This window comes from Micromonospora sp. NPDC005257, from assembly GCF_042872445.1.
GTDB lineage: Bacteria > Actinomycetota > Actinomycetes > Mycobacteriales > Micromonosporaceae > Micromonospora.
Genome location: NZ_JBIAKL010000001.1, coordinates 96,062 through 112,812, shown reverse-complemented (window position 1 = coordinate 112,812; position 16,751 = coordinate 96,062). Strand labels below are relative to the sequence as shown.

Sequence of the window (16,751 nt, the reverse complement as noted above, 5' to 3'; positions counted from 1 at the left end):
ATGACGGGTCGATCTCCGGCGGGCAGCATTGGCCTGACCAATCGCCGGGCCGACCAGGAGAGTGACGTGTCGACCGTTTCACCCAAGGTCATGGAGAACTACGCCTCGCAGGCCTTCCTCGGTAGCTACCTGTACACCGACTGGGGGGACGTGGTCCTGCCCGAGGCCCTGCCGGACCGCCGCCTCGCGCGGGCCGAGCCGCCGGTCGCGGGGCGTTTCGCCCGCGCGACGGCCGACCTCGTGGCGCAGTGGTGGCCGTCCGCGGAGCCGCCGGCCCGGGTCTTCGACGTGGGTGGCGGCACGGGCCGATTCCTGTACGAGATGGCCCGCCGCGGCTTCGGCGACGAGGAGCGCGTGCTCTCGGAGCCGGCCGACATGTTCAACGTGTGGGCGCGGCGCCTGCTGTGCGGCGAGCCGTTCGACGGTTGGTTCCCCATGCCACCGCGTGATTCCGAGCGGCCGGAGTTCCGCCAGGTGGACGCCGCGGACATCCCGAAGCCGGACGACAAGGCCACCGTCTACCCGGTGCCGGCCGAGCAGGTTCCACGGCCGGCCGGACACTTCGACCTCGTCAGCGTGCTCAACGTCGTCGACCGGGTGCCGGACCCACGCCAGGTCGTGTCGGCGGCGGCCGGGCTGCTCCGCCCGGGCGGCCTGCTCGTGCTCTCCAGCCCGCTGGCCTTCGAGAGCCAGTACACCGACGAGGCCAACTGGGTCAGCGACCTGCACGAGCTGGTGGACGCCGACGAGTGGTCGGAGGTCGGCCAGCACGAGGGCGTGCCCTATGAGTTCCTCTACTACGACCGGCACCTCACCCGCTACTACAGTCAGGTGCTCGCCGTGACGAAGCGGTGAGGCCGGCCGGCGGGAACGGCTGCGCCGGCGGCCCCGGCCGCCGGCCCGGCCCTGTCACAGGACCCCGTTCGCCAGTCTCGTGACGACCTCGGCGATCACGTCGTTCGACAGGGAGAAGCACACGCGCACGTACGGACGCTCCGGCGGGTTGAGGTAGAACGCCTCGCCGGGCACCGTGCCGATGCGGGTCCTCTCCAGCAGGACCTCGGCTGCCTCCACCCCGCTCGCCACTCCCATGGCGGAACAGTCGACCAGCAGGTAGTAGGCCCCCTCGGGCTCGTTGGGCGACAACCCGGCGGCTGTGAAGCCGGCCGCCAGGGCACGGCGCTTGCCGTCGTACGTGGCACGCAGGTCGCGGTAGTAGTCGTCGCCCATCCGCAGCGCCCGTGCGCCGAATTCCTGCAACGGGGTGGCCGCGCATCCCACCAGCGCGTCGGCGGCGAGCCGGACCATACTCATCAGGGGGGCCGGGCCGCACACGTAGCCCAGCCGCCAGCCGGGGATGCTGAACGACTTCGACAGCGAGGAGATCGTCAGCGTCCGCTCGCCGAGGCCGCCGACGGTCGCCGGGGCGAGGTGCGGGTCGGAACCGAAGTAGATGTCCGCGTACACCTCGTCGCTGATGACGAGCAGGTCGTGTTCCTCGGCGACGGCCGAGACGATCATCAGCTCCGCCTCGGTGAACCGTCGCCCGCTCGGGTTGTTCGGCGTGCAGACGATCATCGCGCGGGTGCGGTCGGTGATGGCGGCCCGCAGGCCCTCCTCGGTGATCTCGAACGTCGGCGCGGCGAGCCGCACCGGTTCGGGGCGCAGGTTCAGCACCTTCAACGCCGACAGGTGGTAGCTGTAGAAGGGCTCGAAGACGAGCACGCCGTCGCCGGCATCCAGCAGCGCCGTGAGCGTCGCCAGAAGACCGCCCGTCGCGCCGATCGTGGTCACGACCTCGGTGGACGGGTCCACGCTGAGCCCGCTGTGCCGCTTGAGCCGGTCGGCGACCGCGTCCCGGAAGACGCCCAGGCCCTCGGCGGGGCTGTACGAGTGGTCCGCCTTTCCGAAATCACGGGCGCCCTCGACCAGCAACGACGGCGGCGGCGGCACCTGGCACAGCCCCTGCGCGAGATTGATGGCATCGAGTTCTTGACACCGCGCGGTCATCGCCCTGATCGAGGACTGCTGCATGCCGCGCATCCTCGTGCCGATCTTCGCCATGGTTGGTCTCCGACCTCTGGTAGCTGACGCTGCCGGCAGTGAGGGAACGGTTCAGCTGACCGCACGGCTCGTGGCGTGCGTCGCAGCGGCCGGCGCTGCTTCCATGATCGCCAGGCCGGGCCACCGTTGTCTTCTCTCACGTTGCCGGCCCGGCCACCACGCCATGAGGCGGCGCGGTGGCACGCTGAACGGCGGATCCGCGCGGGAACGCCGCGCGGATCCGCCGTTCGGGCCCGGTACTCAGGCGGGGACCTGATCACCTCCGGCACGGGAGCGGTCCGGCGCCGTCGCCTCGGCCACCAGCGAGCCCGCGGCGGTCGTGTGCGAGCTGGCGAACAGCAGCGGATGCGCCGAACGGATGCCCTCCACCACGAGGTCGTAGGGGACGTCGTCGAACTCCCCCCGCATGAGCAGGAACTCCATGTGCTGCCGGCCCTGCTCGTCGAAGGGGTGGTACAGGCTGTCGGACAGCCCGTCGAACTCCAGCGGCTTGATCTGGTAGAGCTTGCAGAGCATCTTGTTGAACACCGGAGTGGCCTTGACCCAGGTGCCGTTCAGGTGGACCGAGGTCAGGCTGTGGAAGCGGAAGACGTCGCCGCCGACCAGTTCCCGCAGTCGGGGCGAGGCCAGGTGGTTGCGGACGTCGCCGTAGACGATCCGGCTCGGCACGCCGACCGAGCGCAGCGCCGCCGCGTACAGGATCGACTTGTGTACGCAGAAACCGAAGCCGCGCTCGATCACCCCGCTGGCGGTGAGCCCGTAGCGGGAGAGGTCCGCCCCGTACACCTCATAGCGGATTCCGTCACGCACGGCGTAGTACAACCGGACCGCCTTGTCGACGTCCGACCCGCCCGCGTCGTCGCCGAGGGCCTTTCGGACGAACCCGCGCACCACGGGTGAGTCGTGGTCCAGGAACTCGGTGGCCCGCACCAGTGCCGGGTCAATGTCACTCATGCCGTGCGCCCTCCTGTCGGGCCAGCCGCGGGGGCGGGCCGACCCAGCCCCATCAGGGCCGCGACCCGCTGACGTTGGATCTCCGAGGTACCGGAGTAGATGGTCCCGGACACCGCGTTGCGCAGGTCCTTCTCCAGCCCGTACTCGGTGGTGTAGCCGTATCCGCCGAACACCTGCACGGCGGCGAGTGCGGACCGGACGTTGCTCTCACTGACGACCAGCTTGGCGATCGCCACGTCGGTGGCGACGTTCTCCCCGGCGGCCATCCGCTCGGCCGTGTCGTAGAGCCACTTGCGGGAGGTCTCCAGGTCGATGCGCATCTCGACGATCCGGTTCGACACCGACTGGTAGGAACCGATCGCGGCCCCGAACTGGACGCGGGTGCGGGCGTACTCGACGCACCGCTCCAGGCGGTGCTGCATCTCCCCCAGCACCCCGGCGAAACCACACAGGATCTCCCACCGCATCACCGCGTCGAGCACCAGCAGGCCCGCGCCGACCGATCCGACGACATGATCGCGCGGCACCCGCACGTCATCGAGGAACAACTCCGACAGCGGGGACGTGCGCAGCCCCATCTTGCCGATCGGCCCACCGACGCTCAGTCCGGGCGAGTCCCGCCGGACCAGGAACGCGGTGACCGCGGTCGGGCTGCCGGGGCGGCCGGTACGGGCGTAGACGACTATCAGATCGGCGATCGGGCCGTTGCTGACGAACGCCTTGCTGCCGCGCAGCACGAAGTGGTCGTCCTGCGCGGTCGCGGTGGTGGCCATGTTTGTCACGTCGGAGCCGCCGGCCGGCTCGGTGATCGCGTGCGCGCCGATCAGCGTGCCGGCGGCGATCTCCGGCAGGTACCGCTCCCGCAGCGCCGGAGAGCCGAAGCGCTGCAACGGGACGCCGGTGCTCACCAGGTGAGTGCAGGCGGAGAAGGTCAGCCCGGCATCGCGGCAGGCGTAGCCGAGCCCTTCCAGGACGTACATCGTGGTCGGCAGGTCACGGCCGAGGCCGCCGAACGCCTCGGGAAAGGGCAGTCCGAAAAGCCCGATCGCGCGGAGCCGCTTCCACCCGTCCCAGGAGAACTCGCCGCTGGCGTCCCGCTCCAGATGGTCCGCGCCGACCTGCCGGCCGACCTGCTCGGCCGCGTCGCGCAAAGCCCGCTGTTCGTCGTTCCAGCGCATGCCCGGCCGCCTCAGTACTGCGAGAATTCGACGGAGTCCAGGTTGTGTCGCTCCGTGCCGACGAGCGGCGGATTGAAGACGCTGATCAGTTCGAGATCGGTGTCGGGCGCGGCGATCAGGAAGTGGGCGTCGTGCTCGTTCAACGCGTAGAGCACCCCGGGCCGCAGCTCCCAGGTCTGGGAGCCGTCCGCGGTCACCACCGAGCCCCGACCGCCGACGCACAAGCATGCCTCGAGATGGCGACGGTACTCCAGTCGCGACTTGGTCCCGGCGCGTACGACCGTGTGGCACACAGTGAAGCCCATCTTGTCGGTCGTGAGCAGGTACCGGTAGCTGAGACCGTTCCCCCACTCCACTGGCTCGATCTGTTCCCTCGTGCGAACGATCATCAGTTCAGTCCTCGTCCGGTCAGCCGGTGGCGGCGTGGGTACGGGCGGTGGTGACCAGCGCGGTCATGGCGTCGACCGACCGGAAGTTCTCCGGCGAGATGTCCAGGTCGTCCATGGGGATCCGGTAGCGCTCGCCGACCCAGGCGATGAGCTGGAGCAGCCGCAGGCTGTCCACCACACCGGTGTCGAGCAGGTCGTAGCTGGAATCGAGTTCCTCGGGGGCGGTGCCCGGAAGGTACTCCGACACCACGTACCGCGTTATCTCGTCGGCGACGCTCACATCAGCTCCCTCATCAGGTGGTCACAGACCCGACGGCGGTCGACCTTGCCGGTCGGTCCCACCGGCAGCGGCTCGGTGACCAGGTGGAAAATCTCGGGGATCGCCACCCGGGTGAGCCGGGCGGCGCAGTACGTGCGCAGGGCGAGACCACTCGGGCCGTCGCCCCCGGTCCGTACCACGGCGTGCAGCCGGGTGCCGGACGCCGGGTCGGGCAACGCGACGACGACCGCCTCGACGACCCGGTCGTGGGTCTGGATGACCCGTTCGATCTCCTCAAGGTTGACCCGTACGCCGCGGACCTTGACCTGGAAGTCGTTGCGACCGGCCAGGGTGAGCCGGCCGTCGGCGCCCCGCTGGACCAGATCCCCGGTGCGGTACCAGGTGCGCTCGCCCCGGTCGGTGACCCGGCGGAAGAACCGGTCCCCCGGCGCCTGGTCACCGAGGTAGCCGTCGGCCTGGAAAGGCGTGGCCACCACCAGCTCGCCGGTGCCGGGGCCGGTCAGTACCTGCCCCTGGTCGAGCAGCGCGACCTCCACGCCGGGGATCGGCCGGCCCAGGGGCAGCACGTCGTCCGTCGCGGCCCTTTCGGGGCCGAAGGTGTACAGGAAGCTGTCGTTGGTCTCGGTGCATCCGTACACGTTGTGGAAGGCCGCCCGGGGGAACACGGCCGGCAGCCCGGCACGGACCCGGCGTGGGGTGTGGTCGCCGGTCAGCAGGACGTGCCGGACCTCTGGGAAGGCGGTGCCGTCGCCCGCCTCGGTGAGCAGCCGGAACAACATCGGCACCGCCTGGACGACCGTCGGCCTGGCCTGCGCGAACAACTCCAGCAGGTAGCGGGGCTGGGCCGCCCGGGCCGGGTCGACCAGCACCACCTCGCCGCCGTGGCACAGGGTGGCCCACACGTCCAGCAGACAGAGGTCGAAGTTGAGCGGCGCGTAGTTGAGCACCCGGGTGCCCACGGTGATGCCGAACTGGCCGGCGGCCCAGTCGACGAACCGGCCCACGCCGGCGGCCGGCAACGGGACGATCTTGGGCAGCCCGGTGGATCCGGAGGTGGTCAGCAGCAGACAGGTGTCCGGCGGGAGCACTGGCGCCGTCCGAACGGCCTGGACCGGCCGGACCCGCAGACCCTCGTCGTCGATCGCGATGACCGCGGCGCACCCCGCCCGGTCGACGAGCGCGTCGAATACCTGTGCGCCCAGGTCGCTGGAGAGCAGCAGCACCGGCTGCCCGGCGGCGAGGCAGGCCAGCACCGCCGCCACCGTCTCCGGTGACTTGGTGGCGCGCACCGCCACCGGGGCCTCGCCCGTCGGCACGCCGGCCAGATGGGCGGACGCCTTCGCGGCCAGCTCGACCAACTCGGCGTAGCTGACCAACCGGTCCCGCCAGCGCAACGCCGTCGCCGTGGGCGTCCGCTCGGCCTGCTCGTGAATGCGGGACGCGATGGATCCGTTCGACACCGCTTCCCCCCTCTCGCATGTGCCGACCGGCTATCTCCCCCCGACCGACCCGACGCACCGATCTTCGAGTCCGCCGGGGAGTTGTGCATCTTCCAAAATGCGCAGGGGCTGCGGCTTCGTCGACAGCCACCTGGCATCGGCGCGACATGCTGGCATTTCTTCACGTCGATGGGTTCGATGCCCAGCACGCGGGTCCGGGACGACCGACCCGGCCGAGCCGGCACGGGGCCGGGACGCTTGACCCGGCCGAGCCGGCACGGGGCCACCCGCGCTACGCGGGACACGACGGCACGGGCGCGACGTGCGTGGACGGACGGCCGTCGGCGTCGATCCAGGACGCCAGCGCCGGTGACGGGGGTGGCCGCCACCGCGGTGAGGGTGGCGGCGGGCGGACGCCGAAGGGCCGGCCCGCCGCTCGTCGCCGGCTCCTACACTCCCCGGGCCGACCGGGCGACGTCTCGGAGTGCACCCGGTCGGGTCAGATGTCGCTCATCGATCACGAGGAGCGCGAGGCCACGAGAAGCGCGAGGCCACGACGAGACGGCGAGGCCGAACACGTGACCGGGAAGCAGCACGTCGGTCGCACTCCGCCGAGATCATCGACTCGGCCTCCTCCGCGCCACGAAGGCGATCAACCTTCCAGGACGGGACCGTCGCCCTCTCGACGCCCGTACCTCTCGGCCGCGCGCGCCTTCGCCTTGGCGGCCTCGACCTCCCGGTCGCGGGGCGGCGCCTTCGTCACGAGGCTGTCGAGGAGGGTCCGGGTGGCCGCCGCGACGACGCGGACCGCCTCGGCGAACGCCTCCTCGTTGGCCGCCGACGGCCGGGTCGCACCGCTGACCTTGCGAACGTACTGGAGGGCAGCGGCTTCGATCTCGTCGTCGGTCGTGGGTGGTTCGAAGTTGTGAAGCACGCGAATGTTCCGGCACATGCCTCCACCATGCCAGGCCGGGGCGACAATCGGCAGACTTCTCTCCGCTCACCGGGCGCGTCCCGGCCCCCTGCGGCGACACCACCGGCTTCTCGTGCAGCTCGCCGGGGTCAGGGCCGGCCTGCGGGACTGGCAGAAGAGCACCCGCCTTGCGCGGCAGCTCTGCACCGCCCCCATCCGCCGCAACAGGCATTTCCGAGCAGCCACACCGCCGGCGCGGCTGAACCTGCGTCAAACGCACGGCGCGTACAGCGTCCTAGGAGGATGGTCCGCGGGTGCCTTGGGATCGTGGTGATGCCAGCCTCAGGTCGGTCAAGGCCGGCCTCTGCCGTCTGTGGAGACGCGGCCGCTCGGCGATGGTCGACAGCCGGAACGGTACGACACGGCCCACAGTTCCGAACCCGGCCGCCGGCACGTGAGTGGCAGTTACAGGCCGGCCAAGACCGGGACAAGCCTGGTGTCCTGCCCGGCGCCGACCTGGCGCGGAGCTGTCAGGGGGCAACGCTGAGCTGGCTCCACACCGAGATGGCCGGCCTCTTGCCGACCAGACGATTTCGCGATGCCGCGGTAGGCGCATGAAACGCCGAACGGCGGCCCGCTGAATCAGTCGGGCCGCCGTTCACAGCATGTGGATCAGAGCGGGCGGATGTTCTCCGCCTGCGGGCCCTTCTGGCCCTGCGTGATGTCGAACTCCACCTTCTGGTTCTCGTCGAGGCTGCGGAAGCCACTCGCCGAGATCGCGGAGAAGTGGGCGAAGACGTCGGCGCCGCCGCCGTCCGGGCTGATGAAGCCGAAGCCCTTGTCGGCGTTGAACCACTTCACGGTACCTGTAGCCATGTCTGCTCCTTCGCAGGCTGTTCGAGACCGCACTGTGCGGACCTCTACGCCGCCGCGTTGATCACCCGCGTCGAAACGACACGAAAAACGAAAAGCGCCTGGAGGGGTTTCAGATCCCCCATCAGGCGCCGGAAAACGTCTACGGAAATCAAAACTGCAACGTGGATACGGTAGCACATGATCCGTCGTCGGCCCCGGGGCGGGGAGCCGGCCTCGCCTGCATGCCACGCCGCCTGGACGGCGCTGAGGCACCGCGGCTGCCGATTCGCCCGTCAACCGCGCTCAGCCTGGCGGGGCGGAGCGGAGTTGCCGATCATGAGTCCTTCGGTCAGTTGCTGCGCCAACCACAGTCCCCGGGGGCCGGCCTTCCCCGGCGACGGCAGCGCGACGTCTACCTCACCCGACCCGGGCCCGCTGTCGCTGACCTGGCGGGGCGGTCGGCTCATCACCCGAGGGCGCCACCCGAGATCGGGCCGGCCAGTCCGCCGCGGTGGTCCACGCTACTGCTTCTCGTTCTGCCGCAGCGCTTCCTCGAGTTGGTCTTCCAGGATGATGATCCGGCAGGCGGCTTCCAGGGCGGTGCCCTGATCCACCATCTCGCGGGCCCGGGCGGCCAGACGCAACTGGTAGCGGGAGTAGCGGCGGTGCCCGCCGGCAGAGCGGCGCGGGTTGATCAGTTTCGCCTCGTCCAGGCGACGCAGGAAGTCCTGCGTGGTGCCGAGCATCTCCGCGGCCTGACCGATCGTGTAGGCCGGAGTGTTCTCATCGCCGAACATGTCATCGGGGTTCCGCCCCATGTCACCTCCACGTCGAGGGCCCCGGCGCATAAGCGCCGGGGCCCAGGGTTAACGGGTCAGAACACCATCTACCGGCAGGAAAGCCGGCTTGTCATATCCGCACCAGCCATCGAAGGCTTCGGGTGCGAGGATCGCATATGCGTGACCGGAGACCACCTCTCGTTCGATGGAAACTGCGGTGTCCGCCGAGCCTGGAATGACGGCTGTCGGCGGGCGATCCAACGGTGTATGGCCCTCCCTTTCCTCTGCTACTTCTTACCCCTTGCGGTCGTACGGTCGCCGACGTCGGAACCCACGCGACTTCATGGCCCCGACATGTGCGGCGAACATCAACTGGAGCCCTGAGCGAACCCTGGCCCCACCTGCGTGCCCCATCGCGCATCACGCGTTGAGGCTGGCGTGCTCTTACTGCCGTTCTGGCGGAACAAGTTCCGCGTCTTGCCGCCCGTCGTGACCTCACGGTCGGGCGTTCCGTCTGCGTCTTGACGGGATCTTCTCTCTCGACTCGAGGAACATTATTCCACGCTGCCGAGGATGTCTAGTCCTTCCGACCCAGATTCTCTGGTTGTTCGCCGCCAGGGTCAGCGGCGTGGCCCAGCAGGCACGGCGAGGGCCGCGCCGACATGGACCCGACACCGGTACCGCTTGCCGGCCGATGATTGCCCCTGCACGGTCCGCGCCTGGCGCACCGGTGGTTACCTGCGCCACCCTCGCGGAGCCCTGACCGACCGTGGCGTGAGGTGCGCGTGCGCGCCGTCGACGGGTGGGGTGACCAGGATTGCGCCGGTCACGACCTCGACGTGCAGCATGAGGCCCGGTGTCCAGCCCAGGGGCCCGCAGCTGATCCGGTACACCTGTGGCAGTGGCGCCAACCAGCAGTCCAGATGGTCGCCAACGGCGGCTACTTCCGGCTGCGGGCACGACACAGCGGCAAGTGCGTGGACCTGCCGGCCGCATCGACCGCGGCGGCTGTCGCCAACGCGAAGATCCCGGGTCGCATCATGCCCCCATGTATCGATGTCATCGCGTCAAGCAGCCTCAGCGGTCGGCGTGGTCAGAGGCCGGCGGCGGCGTCGTACCGGCGCCGCAGGTCGGCCATCTCCGATGGGGGCAACGCTTCCCTGAGTGCCAGTTCCTCGTACTTGTCGGGGAACATCTCCCGTAGCCGGTCGACGAACCTGACGTCGGCGGTCGCCTCGACCACCTGAATGCCGGGAGGTTGGGTGGTCATGTCCATGATCACCGGGCCGGCGAGTTTGACCGCTCCGTCCCAATGGCGCTTCTGTTCCGCGACGCCGCAGAGGTGGAAGCCGTAGACCGTCCGGACGTCGGCCAGTGTGGTGGCACCGGTGGGCTCGTGGCCGTAGACATGGACTCCGCAGATGACCGCCGGCGCGGCCTGCTCTCCGGCTGGTACCTGCGGAGCGGTGTGCCCGGCGTGCTGGTGCTGTGTCGGGTCCGCCTGCTCGAGGGTCGTACGCATCCGGGTCAGGATCTCTTCGCGGAGAGCTGCCGGGTCCGTCTTCGGGGTGATCGAGGTGACCACGGTGGCCAGCCCGAGCGACGCGACCAGCAGGCACACCTCGATCCACACGAAACGGCTTCGGTACCAGCCGCTGACGCCTACCCGGGAAATCATGGTCGTTCCTCACCTCATCGCGGTTCCTGATGGTGGCGGACGGACCGCTGCCCGGAGGTCGGGTTCGTCCGCAGAGTCACCCCCGGCGCAGGGCCTTGCCGACGGTGGGGTGGCGCGTGCCGCGCCACCCCACCGCAGATGCTGTTACCGGGCGGTGCAGGTGAGGTTGGGTGTGGAGTTGGTGCCGTTCCAGGAGGCGTTGAAGCCGAAGCTGGTGGTGGCGTTGGCACTCAGGGAACCGTTGTAAGCGACGTTCGACGCGGTGACCGACGAACCGCTCGAGGTGACCGTCGCGTTCCAGGAGTTGGTGATGCTCTGGCCGTTGGGCCAGGTCCATGCCACCGTCCATCCGGAGATGGCGGCGTTGCCGGCCCGGACGGTGACCTCGGCGCCGAATCCACCGGACCACTCGTTCGTCTTGCGGAAGGTGGCGGTGCAGGCGCCGTTTCCGGCCGGCGGCGGCGTGGTGGGCGGCGGGGTCGTGGGCGGCGGGGTCGTGGGCGGCGGGGTGGTGGGCGGCGGGGTCGTCGGCGGCGGGTTGTCGCCGCCGCCGAAGATCACGTCACTGCAGAGGTAGTACGGCTGGTCGAGGTGGGACGCCTGCCAGATGGTGTAGACGACGTGCCGCCCGGTGCGGTTGCCCGCGTTCACCTGCGCCTCGTAGAGCCCGGTGGTCGGGTAGCTGCCGGTACGGAGTACCAGCTCAAGGCTGTTCCAGGTGAGGGGCTGGGTGGTCGGGTCGAAACCCTGCTTGGTGATGTAGATCAACATGTAGTCGGCGCCGTGTCGAGCGCCGTCGGTCAGCGTCAGGGTGAAGTTGTTCGGCATCGGCTTCGCGGTCCACGCGCCGACCGCGTCGAGCGAGGCGTACAGGCCATTCTGGGTGCGGCCGCCGCTGCACAGTTGTCCGTCCGGCACGGCGGCCTGGTGGTTGCCGCCGACGTTTTCGCGGTACAGGCCGTTCCAGTTCCACATGGTGTTCGGGTTGGCCTGCCACGCCTGCCAGCACATCGGGTCGGTCTGGGCCATCGTGGGGTTGAGGTGGTCGGAACCCCAGCGCTCGTAACATCCGTAGTTGCGTGACGGCGGATTGGTGACCGACCCGTGCGCCGAGGCCGGACCGGCCTGGTTGACGACGACCATCGTGAGCGAGGCGACGAGAACTACGACCGCGCCCAGTCCCAGACGGCGTGCTGTCCGTGAGATTTTCATGATGCTCCAGTGGATGCGCCGGCGCCCAGTGGCCCTCGCTGGGTGCCCACCCCGGAGAAGGTGACGCCGATCGATTCAAGCCGTCCCAGGGGTGGACGGCACTGCTGCCCAGCAGCGCTTGGCGGCTCCCAGCCACGATGTTAGTAAAGGCGGCCGTCAATGTAAATCGATACCGAGAGCCGACCCCCACCCGGGTCAGACCGCGAGGGCCGCGCGTACCTCCCGCTCCGCCGTCACTCCCCCGTCGCCGTGCGAGGTGACCCGGCCGGATTCGAGGACGTGGTAGCGGTTCGCCACCTGCAGCGCGAACCCGAGGTGCTGCTCGACGAGCAGCACGCTGAAGCCGGACTGCCGGGTCAGCTCGACGATCCGCTCCTGGATCTCGGCGACCACCGACGGCTGGATGCCCTCGGTCGGCTCGTCCAGCATGAGCAGCCGCGGCCGGGTGATCAACGCGCGGGCGATGGCGAGCTGCTGACGCTGACCACCGGAGAGCAGCCCGGCCCGCCGCCGCAGCAGCGGACGCAGCGCCGGGAACAGGTCCAGCACCTCCGCGGTCGCCACCGCGCCGTCGCGCCGGGCGTCAGCGACGAGGCGCAGGTTCTCCGCCGCCGTCAGGTGCGGGAAGCACTGCTGGCCCTGCGGGACGTACGCCATGCCGCGCGCCACCCGCTCGTGCGGCGCGAGACGGGTGACGTCCTCGCCGTCCAGCTCGACGGCGCCGGCGGTCGGGCGCAACAGGCCTGCCGCGACCCGCAGCAGGGTGCTCTTACCGGCGCCGTTGTGCCCGAGCACCGCGGCCACCCCGTCGGGCGGGACGGCGAGGTCCACGCCGTGCAGCACCCGGGAGCGCCCGTATCCGGCGTGCACCCCACTCAGGGTCAGCATCATGCCTCCAGACCGCTGGGGACGGACCCGGCGTCGACCGGGTGGCCGAGGTAGACCTCCTGCACGCGCGGGTCCGCCTGGACCTGCGCCACAGTGCCCTCGCTGAGCACCTTCCCCGCGTGCAGCACGGTGACGCTGCGCGCGAAGCGACGCAGGAAGTCCATGTCGTGCTCGATCACCACCACCGTGCGATCCCGGCTCACCGTCGCCAGCAGGGCGCCCGTCGCGTCGCGCTCCTCGTGGCTCATCCCGGCGACCGGCTCGTCGAGCAGCAGCAGCCGCGCGTCCTGCACCAGCAGCATGCCGATCTCCAACCACTGCTTCTGGCCGTGCGCGAGCGTGCCGGCGAGCTGGTCGGCCCGGCCGGTCAGCCCGATGGTCTCCAGCGCGGCGGCCACCTCGTCGGGGATCCCCCGCCGGCGCCGGGCCAGGGTGGCCCAGCTCCGGCGGGCGCCCGCGGCGATGTCGAGGTTCTGCACGACCGACAGCTCCTCGAAGATCGTCGACGTCTGGAACGTCCGGCCGACGCCGAGCCGGCTGATCCGGTGCACCGGGCGACCCAGCAACTCCTGGTCGCCGAAGCGCACCGAGCCGGTGGCCCGCACCAGACCGGTGATCGCGTCGACCAGGGTGGTCTTGCCGGCGCCGTTCGGCCCGATCAGGAACCGGATGTCACCGGCGGGCACCTCCAGCGAGACGCCGTCGACGGCGGTGAAGCCGTCGAAGCTGACCCGCACGTCACGGACGGACAGCCCGTCCGGTCGGTCGTCGCTCATTTGTGCACCTCCGCCCGCTCGGCGCGGCGGCGGGCCAGCGCCCACAGCGACGCCAGGCCGCCGGGAAGAAACGCCACCACGACCACGAAGAGCAGACCCTGCAGGTACGTCCAGGTGCCCGGGAAACGCTCCGACAGGGCGGTACGCGCCCAGGCCACCGCGACCGCGCCGAGCACCGGGCCCAGCAGCGTCGCCCGGCCACCCACCGCCACACCGATGACGAACTCGATCGACGGGACGATGCCGATGAGGGCGGGCGAGATGATGCCCACCGCCGGCACGAACAGCGCGCCGGCGAGGCCCGCCATACCCGCCGCCACCACGTAGGCGACGAGCTTGACCGACGCCGGGTCGTAGCCGAGGAAACGGACCCGCTCCTCGCCGTCGCGGACCGCCACCAGCAGCTCGCCGTAGCGGCTGTGGATGAGCTGACGGGCCAGCGCGAGCAACGCCAGCAGGACGGCGGCGATGATGAAGTAGACCATCCGCTGGTTGACCGGGTCGTCCAGGTCGTAGCCGAAGAAGCCCTGGATGTCGGTGAGCCCGTTGGTGCCGCCCGTGGTCCCCTGCTGGCCGATCAACAGGATCACCATGGCGGCGGCGAGAGCCTGGCTGAGGATGGCGAAGTACGCGCCCCGCACACGGCGGCGGAACACCAGTGAGCCGAGCCCGAAGGCGACGGCCATCGGCAGCAGGACCGTGGCCGGCAGCGCGAACCACGGGCTGGCGAACGGCCGCCACCAGACGGGCAGTTCGTCGAGCTGCCCGTACAGCTGCATGAAGTCGGGCATCCCACCGGGACCCGCGTCGGCGAGCTTGAGGTGCATGGCCATCGCGTAGCCGCCCAGGCCGAAGAAGACGCCCTGGCCGAGGGTGAGCATGCCGCCGCGCCCCCAGGCGATGCCGATGCCGACGGCCACCACGGCGACGCAGAGGTACTTGGCGAGCAGGGCCAGCCGGAAGTCCGACAGCGCCAGCGGCGCGACGGCGAACAGCAGCGCCGCGCCGAACGCGAACCCCGCCGCCGCGCGCAGCCGGGACCGGTCACCGGACCGGCTTCCAGGCGCGATGTCGGCCGGGGCCCGCGCGTCGGCGGTGCTCGGCGGCGCGGGTGTCACGGCGGTCATGCGAGGCTCCTGGTCCGCAGGGTGAACATGCCCTGTGGCCGCCACTGGAGGAACGCGACGATCGCCACGAAGACGATCACCTTGGCGACGCTGAGGGTCGTGAGGTACTCCCCGGTGGCCTGGAGGACCCCGAGGGCGAAGGCGACGATCACGCTGCCCTTGAGCTGACCGATCCCGCCGACCACGACGACCAGGAAGGCGTCGATGATCAGGTTGGTGCCCATGGTCGGGCCGATCGGGCCGAGGAGGGTGAGCGCCACCCCGGCGAGCCCGGCCAGGCCCGAGCCGAGAAAGAAGGTCGTCCGATCGACCCGGGCGGTGGGGATGCCGGACACCGCGGCGAGGTCGCGGTTCTGCACGACCGCGCGGATCCGGCGCCCCAACGGGGTGAACCGCAGCGCCAGGGTCAGGGCGGCGACGGCGGCCAGGGCCAGGGCCAGGGCCAGGATGAACAGCCGGTTGTTGGCGACCGTCAGCCCGCCGGGCACCGCCACGTTGCCGGTGAGCAGGTCCGGCGCGCGGGTCTGCACGTTCGGACTGCCGAAGATGTCCCGGGCGAGCTGTTGCAGCATCAGGGACACGCCCCAGGTGACCAGCAGGGTGTCCAGGGGACGGGCGTAGAGCCGGCGGATCAGCAGGATCTCCAGCAGCACCCCCATCGTGCCGGCGACCACGAACGCCACCGGCAGCGCGACCAGCAGCGACAGGCCGGCGCCGGTGATGCTCTGTTGCAGCACGTACGTGGTGTAGGCGCCGGCCATGATGAACTCGCCGTGCGCCATGTTGATGACGTTCATCTGGCCGAAGGTCAGCGCCAGCCCGAGCGCGATGAGCAGCAGCACCGCACCGATGCTGATGCCGGTGAAGAGTTGACCGAAGAGGACTGTCACGGTGGGTACTCCCGTACTGCTGGTCGGGGACCCGGGCGGGGCGCGTCGTCGCGGTGCCCGCCCGGGGCCGGCGTCGTCAGCTCAGGCCGCTCGCCCACTGATAGGTCTTGAGGTACGGGTCCGGCGCGATCGGCTTGCCGGAGTTCCACACCTCGGTGATCAGGCCGTCCGCGCCGACCTTGCCGATGCGGGCGGTCTTGGCGATGTGCTGGGTCTTGCCGTCGACGGTGACCAGGCCCTCCGGCGCGTCGAAGGTGATCCCGTCGGAGGCGCCGCGGACCTTCTCGACGTCGAACGCGCCGGCCTTCTCGACCATCGCCTTCCACAGGTAGACGCTGACGTAGGCGGCCTCCATCGGGTCGCTCGTCGGCTTGTCCGCGCCGTACTTCGCCTTGTACGCGGCCACGAACTTGCCGTTCGCCGCGCCGGGCGTGGTCTGGTAGTAGTTCCAGGCGGTCAACTGGCCCTCCAGGTACTGGGTGCCGATGCTCTTGACCTCCTCCTCGGCGATGGACACCGACACCACCGGCATCGCGGTGGCGGTCAGGCCGGCCGACTTGTACTCCTTGAAGAACGCCACGTTGCTGTCGCCGTTGAGGGTGTTGAAGACCGCCTTCGCGCCGGACGACTTGACCTTGTTGACGATCGTGCCGAATTCGGTGGACCCGAGCGGCGCGTAATCCTCGCCGACCACTGTCATCCCGTTCGCCGCCGCGTACGCCTTGATGATTTTGTTGGCCGTCCGCGGGAAGACGTAGTCGCTGCCGACCAGGTAGACCGACTTCGTTCCCTGGGCCTTGAGATAGTCGAGCCCGGGGACGATCTGCTGGTTGGTCGTCGCGCCCGTGTAGAAGATGTAGGGCGACTGTTCCAGGCCCTCGTACTGCACCGGGTAGAACAGCAGCGCCTTGTTCTTCTCGAACACCGGCTTGACCGCCTTGCGGCTGGCCGACGTCCAGCAGCCGAAAACGGCTGCCACCCGGTCCTCGGAGATGAGCTTCTCGGCTTTCTCCGCGAAGGTGGGCCAGTCCGAGGCACCGTCCTCCCCGACCGGCTGGATCTTCTTGCCGAGGACGCCGCCAGCCGCGTTGATCTCCTCAACGGCGAGCATGATGGAGTCGCGGACGGTGACCTCGCTGATCGCCATGGTGCCGGAGAGCGAGTTGAGCAGGCCCACCTTGACGGTGTCGCCGGAGACGTCGGCGGTGACGCCGGCCGCGCCGCCCTCGTCACTGGTCTTGCTGCCGCACGCGGTCACGGCCGCCGCGGCGACGAGGGTCATGGCACCCGCCAGAATGCGGCGGCTCCAAAGAACTGGCATCTAATACT

Annotated in this window: 17 protein-coding genes; 1 reads left to right on the top strand and 16 read right to left on the bottom strand. The window is 70.0% G+C overall.

From position 1 onward, the window contains the following. Positions 1-66 precede the first annotated feature (66 nt). Positions 67-855 (top strand): methyltransferase domain-containing protein, encoded by a 789-nt coding sequence (locus ACFYO8_RS00485; RefSeq protein WP_354864423.1) that lies wholly within the window; start codon positions 67-69, stop codon positions 853-855. A 54-nt stretch (positions 856-909) separates the two neighbouring features. On the opposite strand, the gene ACFYO8_RS00480 is transcribed toward ACFYO8_RS00485, so the two are convergent. From ACFYO8_RS00480 to urtA, 16 genes are all read right to left on the bottom strand, one after another. Then, positions 910-2,064, bottom strand: a complete 1,155-nt coding sequence (locus ACFYO8_RS00480; RefSeq protein ID WP_387256600.1) for a pyridoxal phosphate-dependent aminotransferase — start codon at positions 2,062-2,064, stop codon at positions 910-912. Positions 2,065-2,304: 240 nt separating this feature from the next. Further along, positions 2,305-3,018 carry a transglutaminase domain-containing protein gene (locus tag ACFYO8_RS00475; protein WP_354864427.1) on the bottom strand — a complete coding sequence of 238 codons (714 nt, stop codon included), beginning with the start codon at positions 3,016-3,018 and terminating at the stop codon, positions 2,305-2,307. After that, a complete protein-coding gene (locus tag ACFYO8_RS00470; RefSeq protein ID WP_354864429.1) occupies positions 3,015-4,196 on the bottom strand; it encodes an acyl-CoA dehydrogenase family protein in 1,182 nt (393 codons plus the stop codon). Before ACFYO8_RS00470 ends, ACFYO8_RS00475 begins: the two co-directional genes overlap by 4 nt. An 11-nt stretch (positions 4,197-4,207) precedes the next feature. Continuing rightward, complete coding sequence (locus ACFYO8_RS00465; RefSeq protein ID WP_354864431.1) at positions 4,208-4,585, bottom strand: ectoine synthase; 378 nt, start codon at positions 4,583-4,585, stop codon at positions 4,208-4,210. Positions 4,586-4,604: 19 nt separating this feature from the next. Continuing rightward, positions 4,605-4,865 carry a phosphopantetheine-binding protein gene (locus ACFYO8_RS00460; RefSeq protein WP_354864433.1) on the bottom strand — a complete coding sequence of 87 codons (261 nt, stop codon included), beginning with the start codon at positions 4,863-4,865 and terminating at the stop codon, positions 4,605-4,607. After that, positions 4,862-6,325 carry an AMP-binding protein gene (locus ACFYO8_RS00455; RefSeq protein ID WP_387256599.1) on the bottom strand — a complete coding sequence of 488 codons (1,464 nt, stop codon included), beginning with the start codon at positions 6,323-6,325 and terminating at the stop codon, positions 4,862-4,864. The genes ACFYO8_RS00460 and ACFYO8_RS00455 overlap by 4 nt, the downstream gene beginning before the upstream one ends. 631 nt (positions 6,326-6,956) lie before the next feature. Then, positions 6,957-7,256, bottom strand: coding sequence for a DUF2277 domain-containing protein (locus tag ACFYO8_RS00450; protein WP_354864437.1), 300 nt, complete (start codon positions 7,254-7,256; stop codon positions 6,957-6,959). A 633-nt stretch (positions 7,257-7,889) separates the two neighbouring features. Further along, a complete protein-coding gene (locus tag ACFYO8_RS00445) occupies positions 7,890-8,093 on the bottom strand; it encodes a cold-shock protein (protein ID WP_016815249.1) in 204 nt (67 codons plus the stop codon). 500 nt (positions 8,094-8,593) lie between these two features. After that, the gene (locus ACFYO8_RS00440; RefSeq protein ID WP_354864439.1) at positions 8,594-8,890 is read right to left on the bottom strand and encodes a helix-turn-helix domain-containing protein; all 297 of its coding nucleotides are present in this window, start codon (positions 8,888-8,890) and stop codon (positions 8,594-8,596) included. Positions 8,891-9,944: 1,054 nt separating this feature from the next. Beyond that, complete coding sequence (locus ACFYO8_RS00435) at positions 9,945-10,529, bottom strand: hypothetical protein (RefSeq protein WP_357708352.1); 585 nt, start codon at positions 10,527-10,529, stop codon at positions 9,945-9,947. Between the two features lie 144 nt (positions 10,530-10,673). Continuing rightward, a complete protein-coding gene (locus ACFYO8_RS00430) occupies positions 10,674-11,741 on the bottom strand; it encodes a lytic polysaccharide monooxygenase (protein ID WP_354864443.1) in 1,068 nt (355 codons plus the stop codon). A 195-nt stretch (positions 11,742-11,936) separates the two neighbouring features. Beyond that, positions 11,937-12,629: an urea ABC transporter ATP-binding subunit UrtE gene (gene urtE / locus ACFYO8_RS00425; RefSeq protein ID WP_387256598.1), complete on the bottom strand. Its 693-nt coding sequence runs from the start codon at positions 12,627-12,629 to the stop codon at positions 11,937-11,939. Beyond that, positions 12,629-13,405 (bottom strand): urea ABC transporter ATP-binding protein UrtD, encoded by a 777-nt coding sequence (urtD, locus tag ACFYO8_RS00420; protein WP_354864445.1) that lies wholly within the window; start codon positions 13,403-13,405, stop codon positions 12,629-12,631. Before urtD ends, urtE begins: the two co-directional genes overlap by 1 nt. Beyond that, positions 13,402-14,532, bottom strand: a complete 1,131-nt coding sequence (gene urtC / locus ACFYO8_RS00415; protein WP_387256597.1) for an urea ABC transporter permease subunit UrtC — start codon at positions 14,530-14,532, stop codon at positions 13,402-13,404. The genes urtD and urtC overlap by 4 nt, the downstream gene beginning before the upstream one ends. Then, positions 14,529-15,422: an urea ABC transporter permease subunit UrtB gene (gene urtB / locus ACFYO8_RS00410; protein ID WP_355095996.1), complete on the bottom strand. Its 894-nt coding sequence runs from the start codon at positions 15,420-15,422 to the stop codon at positions 14,529-14,531. Before urtB ends, urtC begins: the two co-directional genes overlap by 4 nt. A gap of 76 nt (positions 15,423-15,498) precedes the next feature. Then, positions 15,499-16,704, bottom strand: a complete 1,206-nt coding sequence (gene urtA, locus ACFYO8_RS00405; protein WP_355095994.1) for an urea ABC transporter substrate-binding protein — start codon at positions 16,702-16,704, stop codon at positions 15,499-15,501. Between the last annotated feature and the right edge of the window lie 47 nt (positions 16,705-16,751).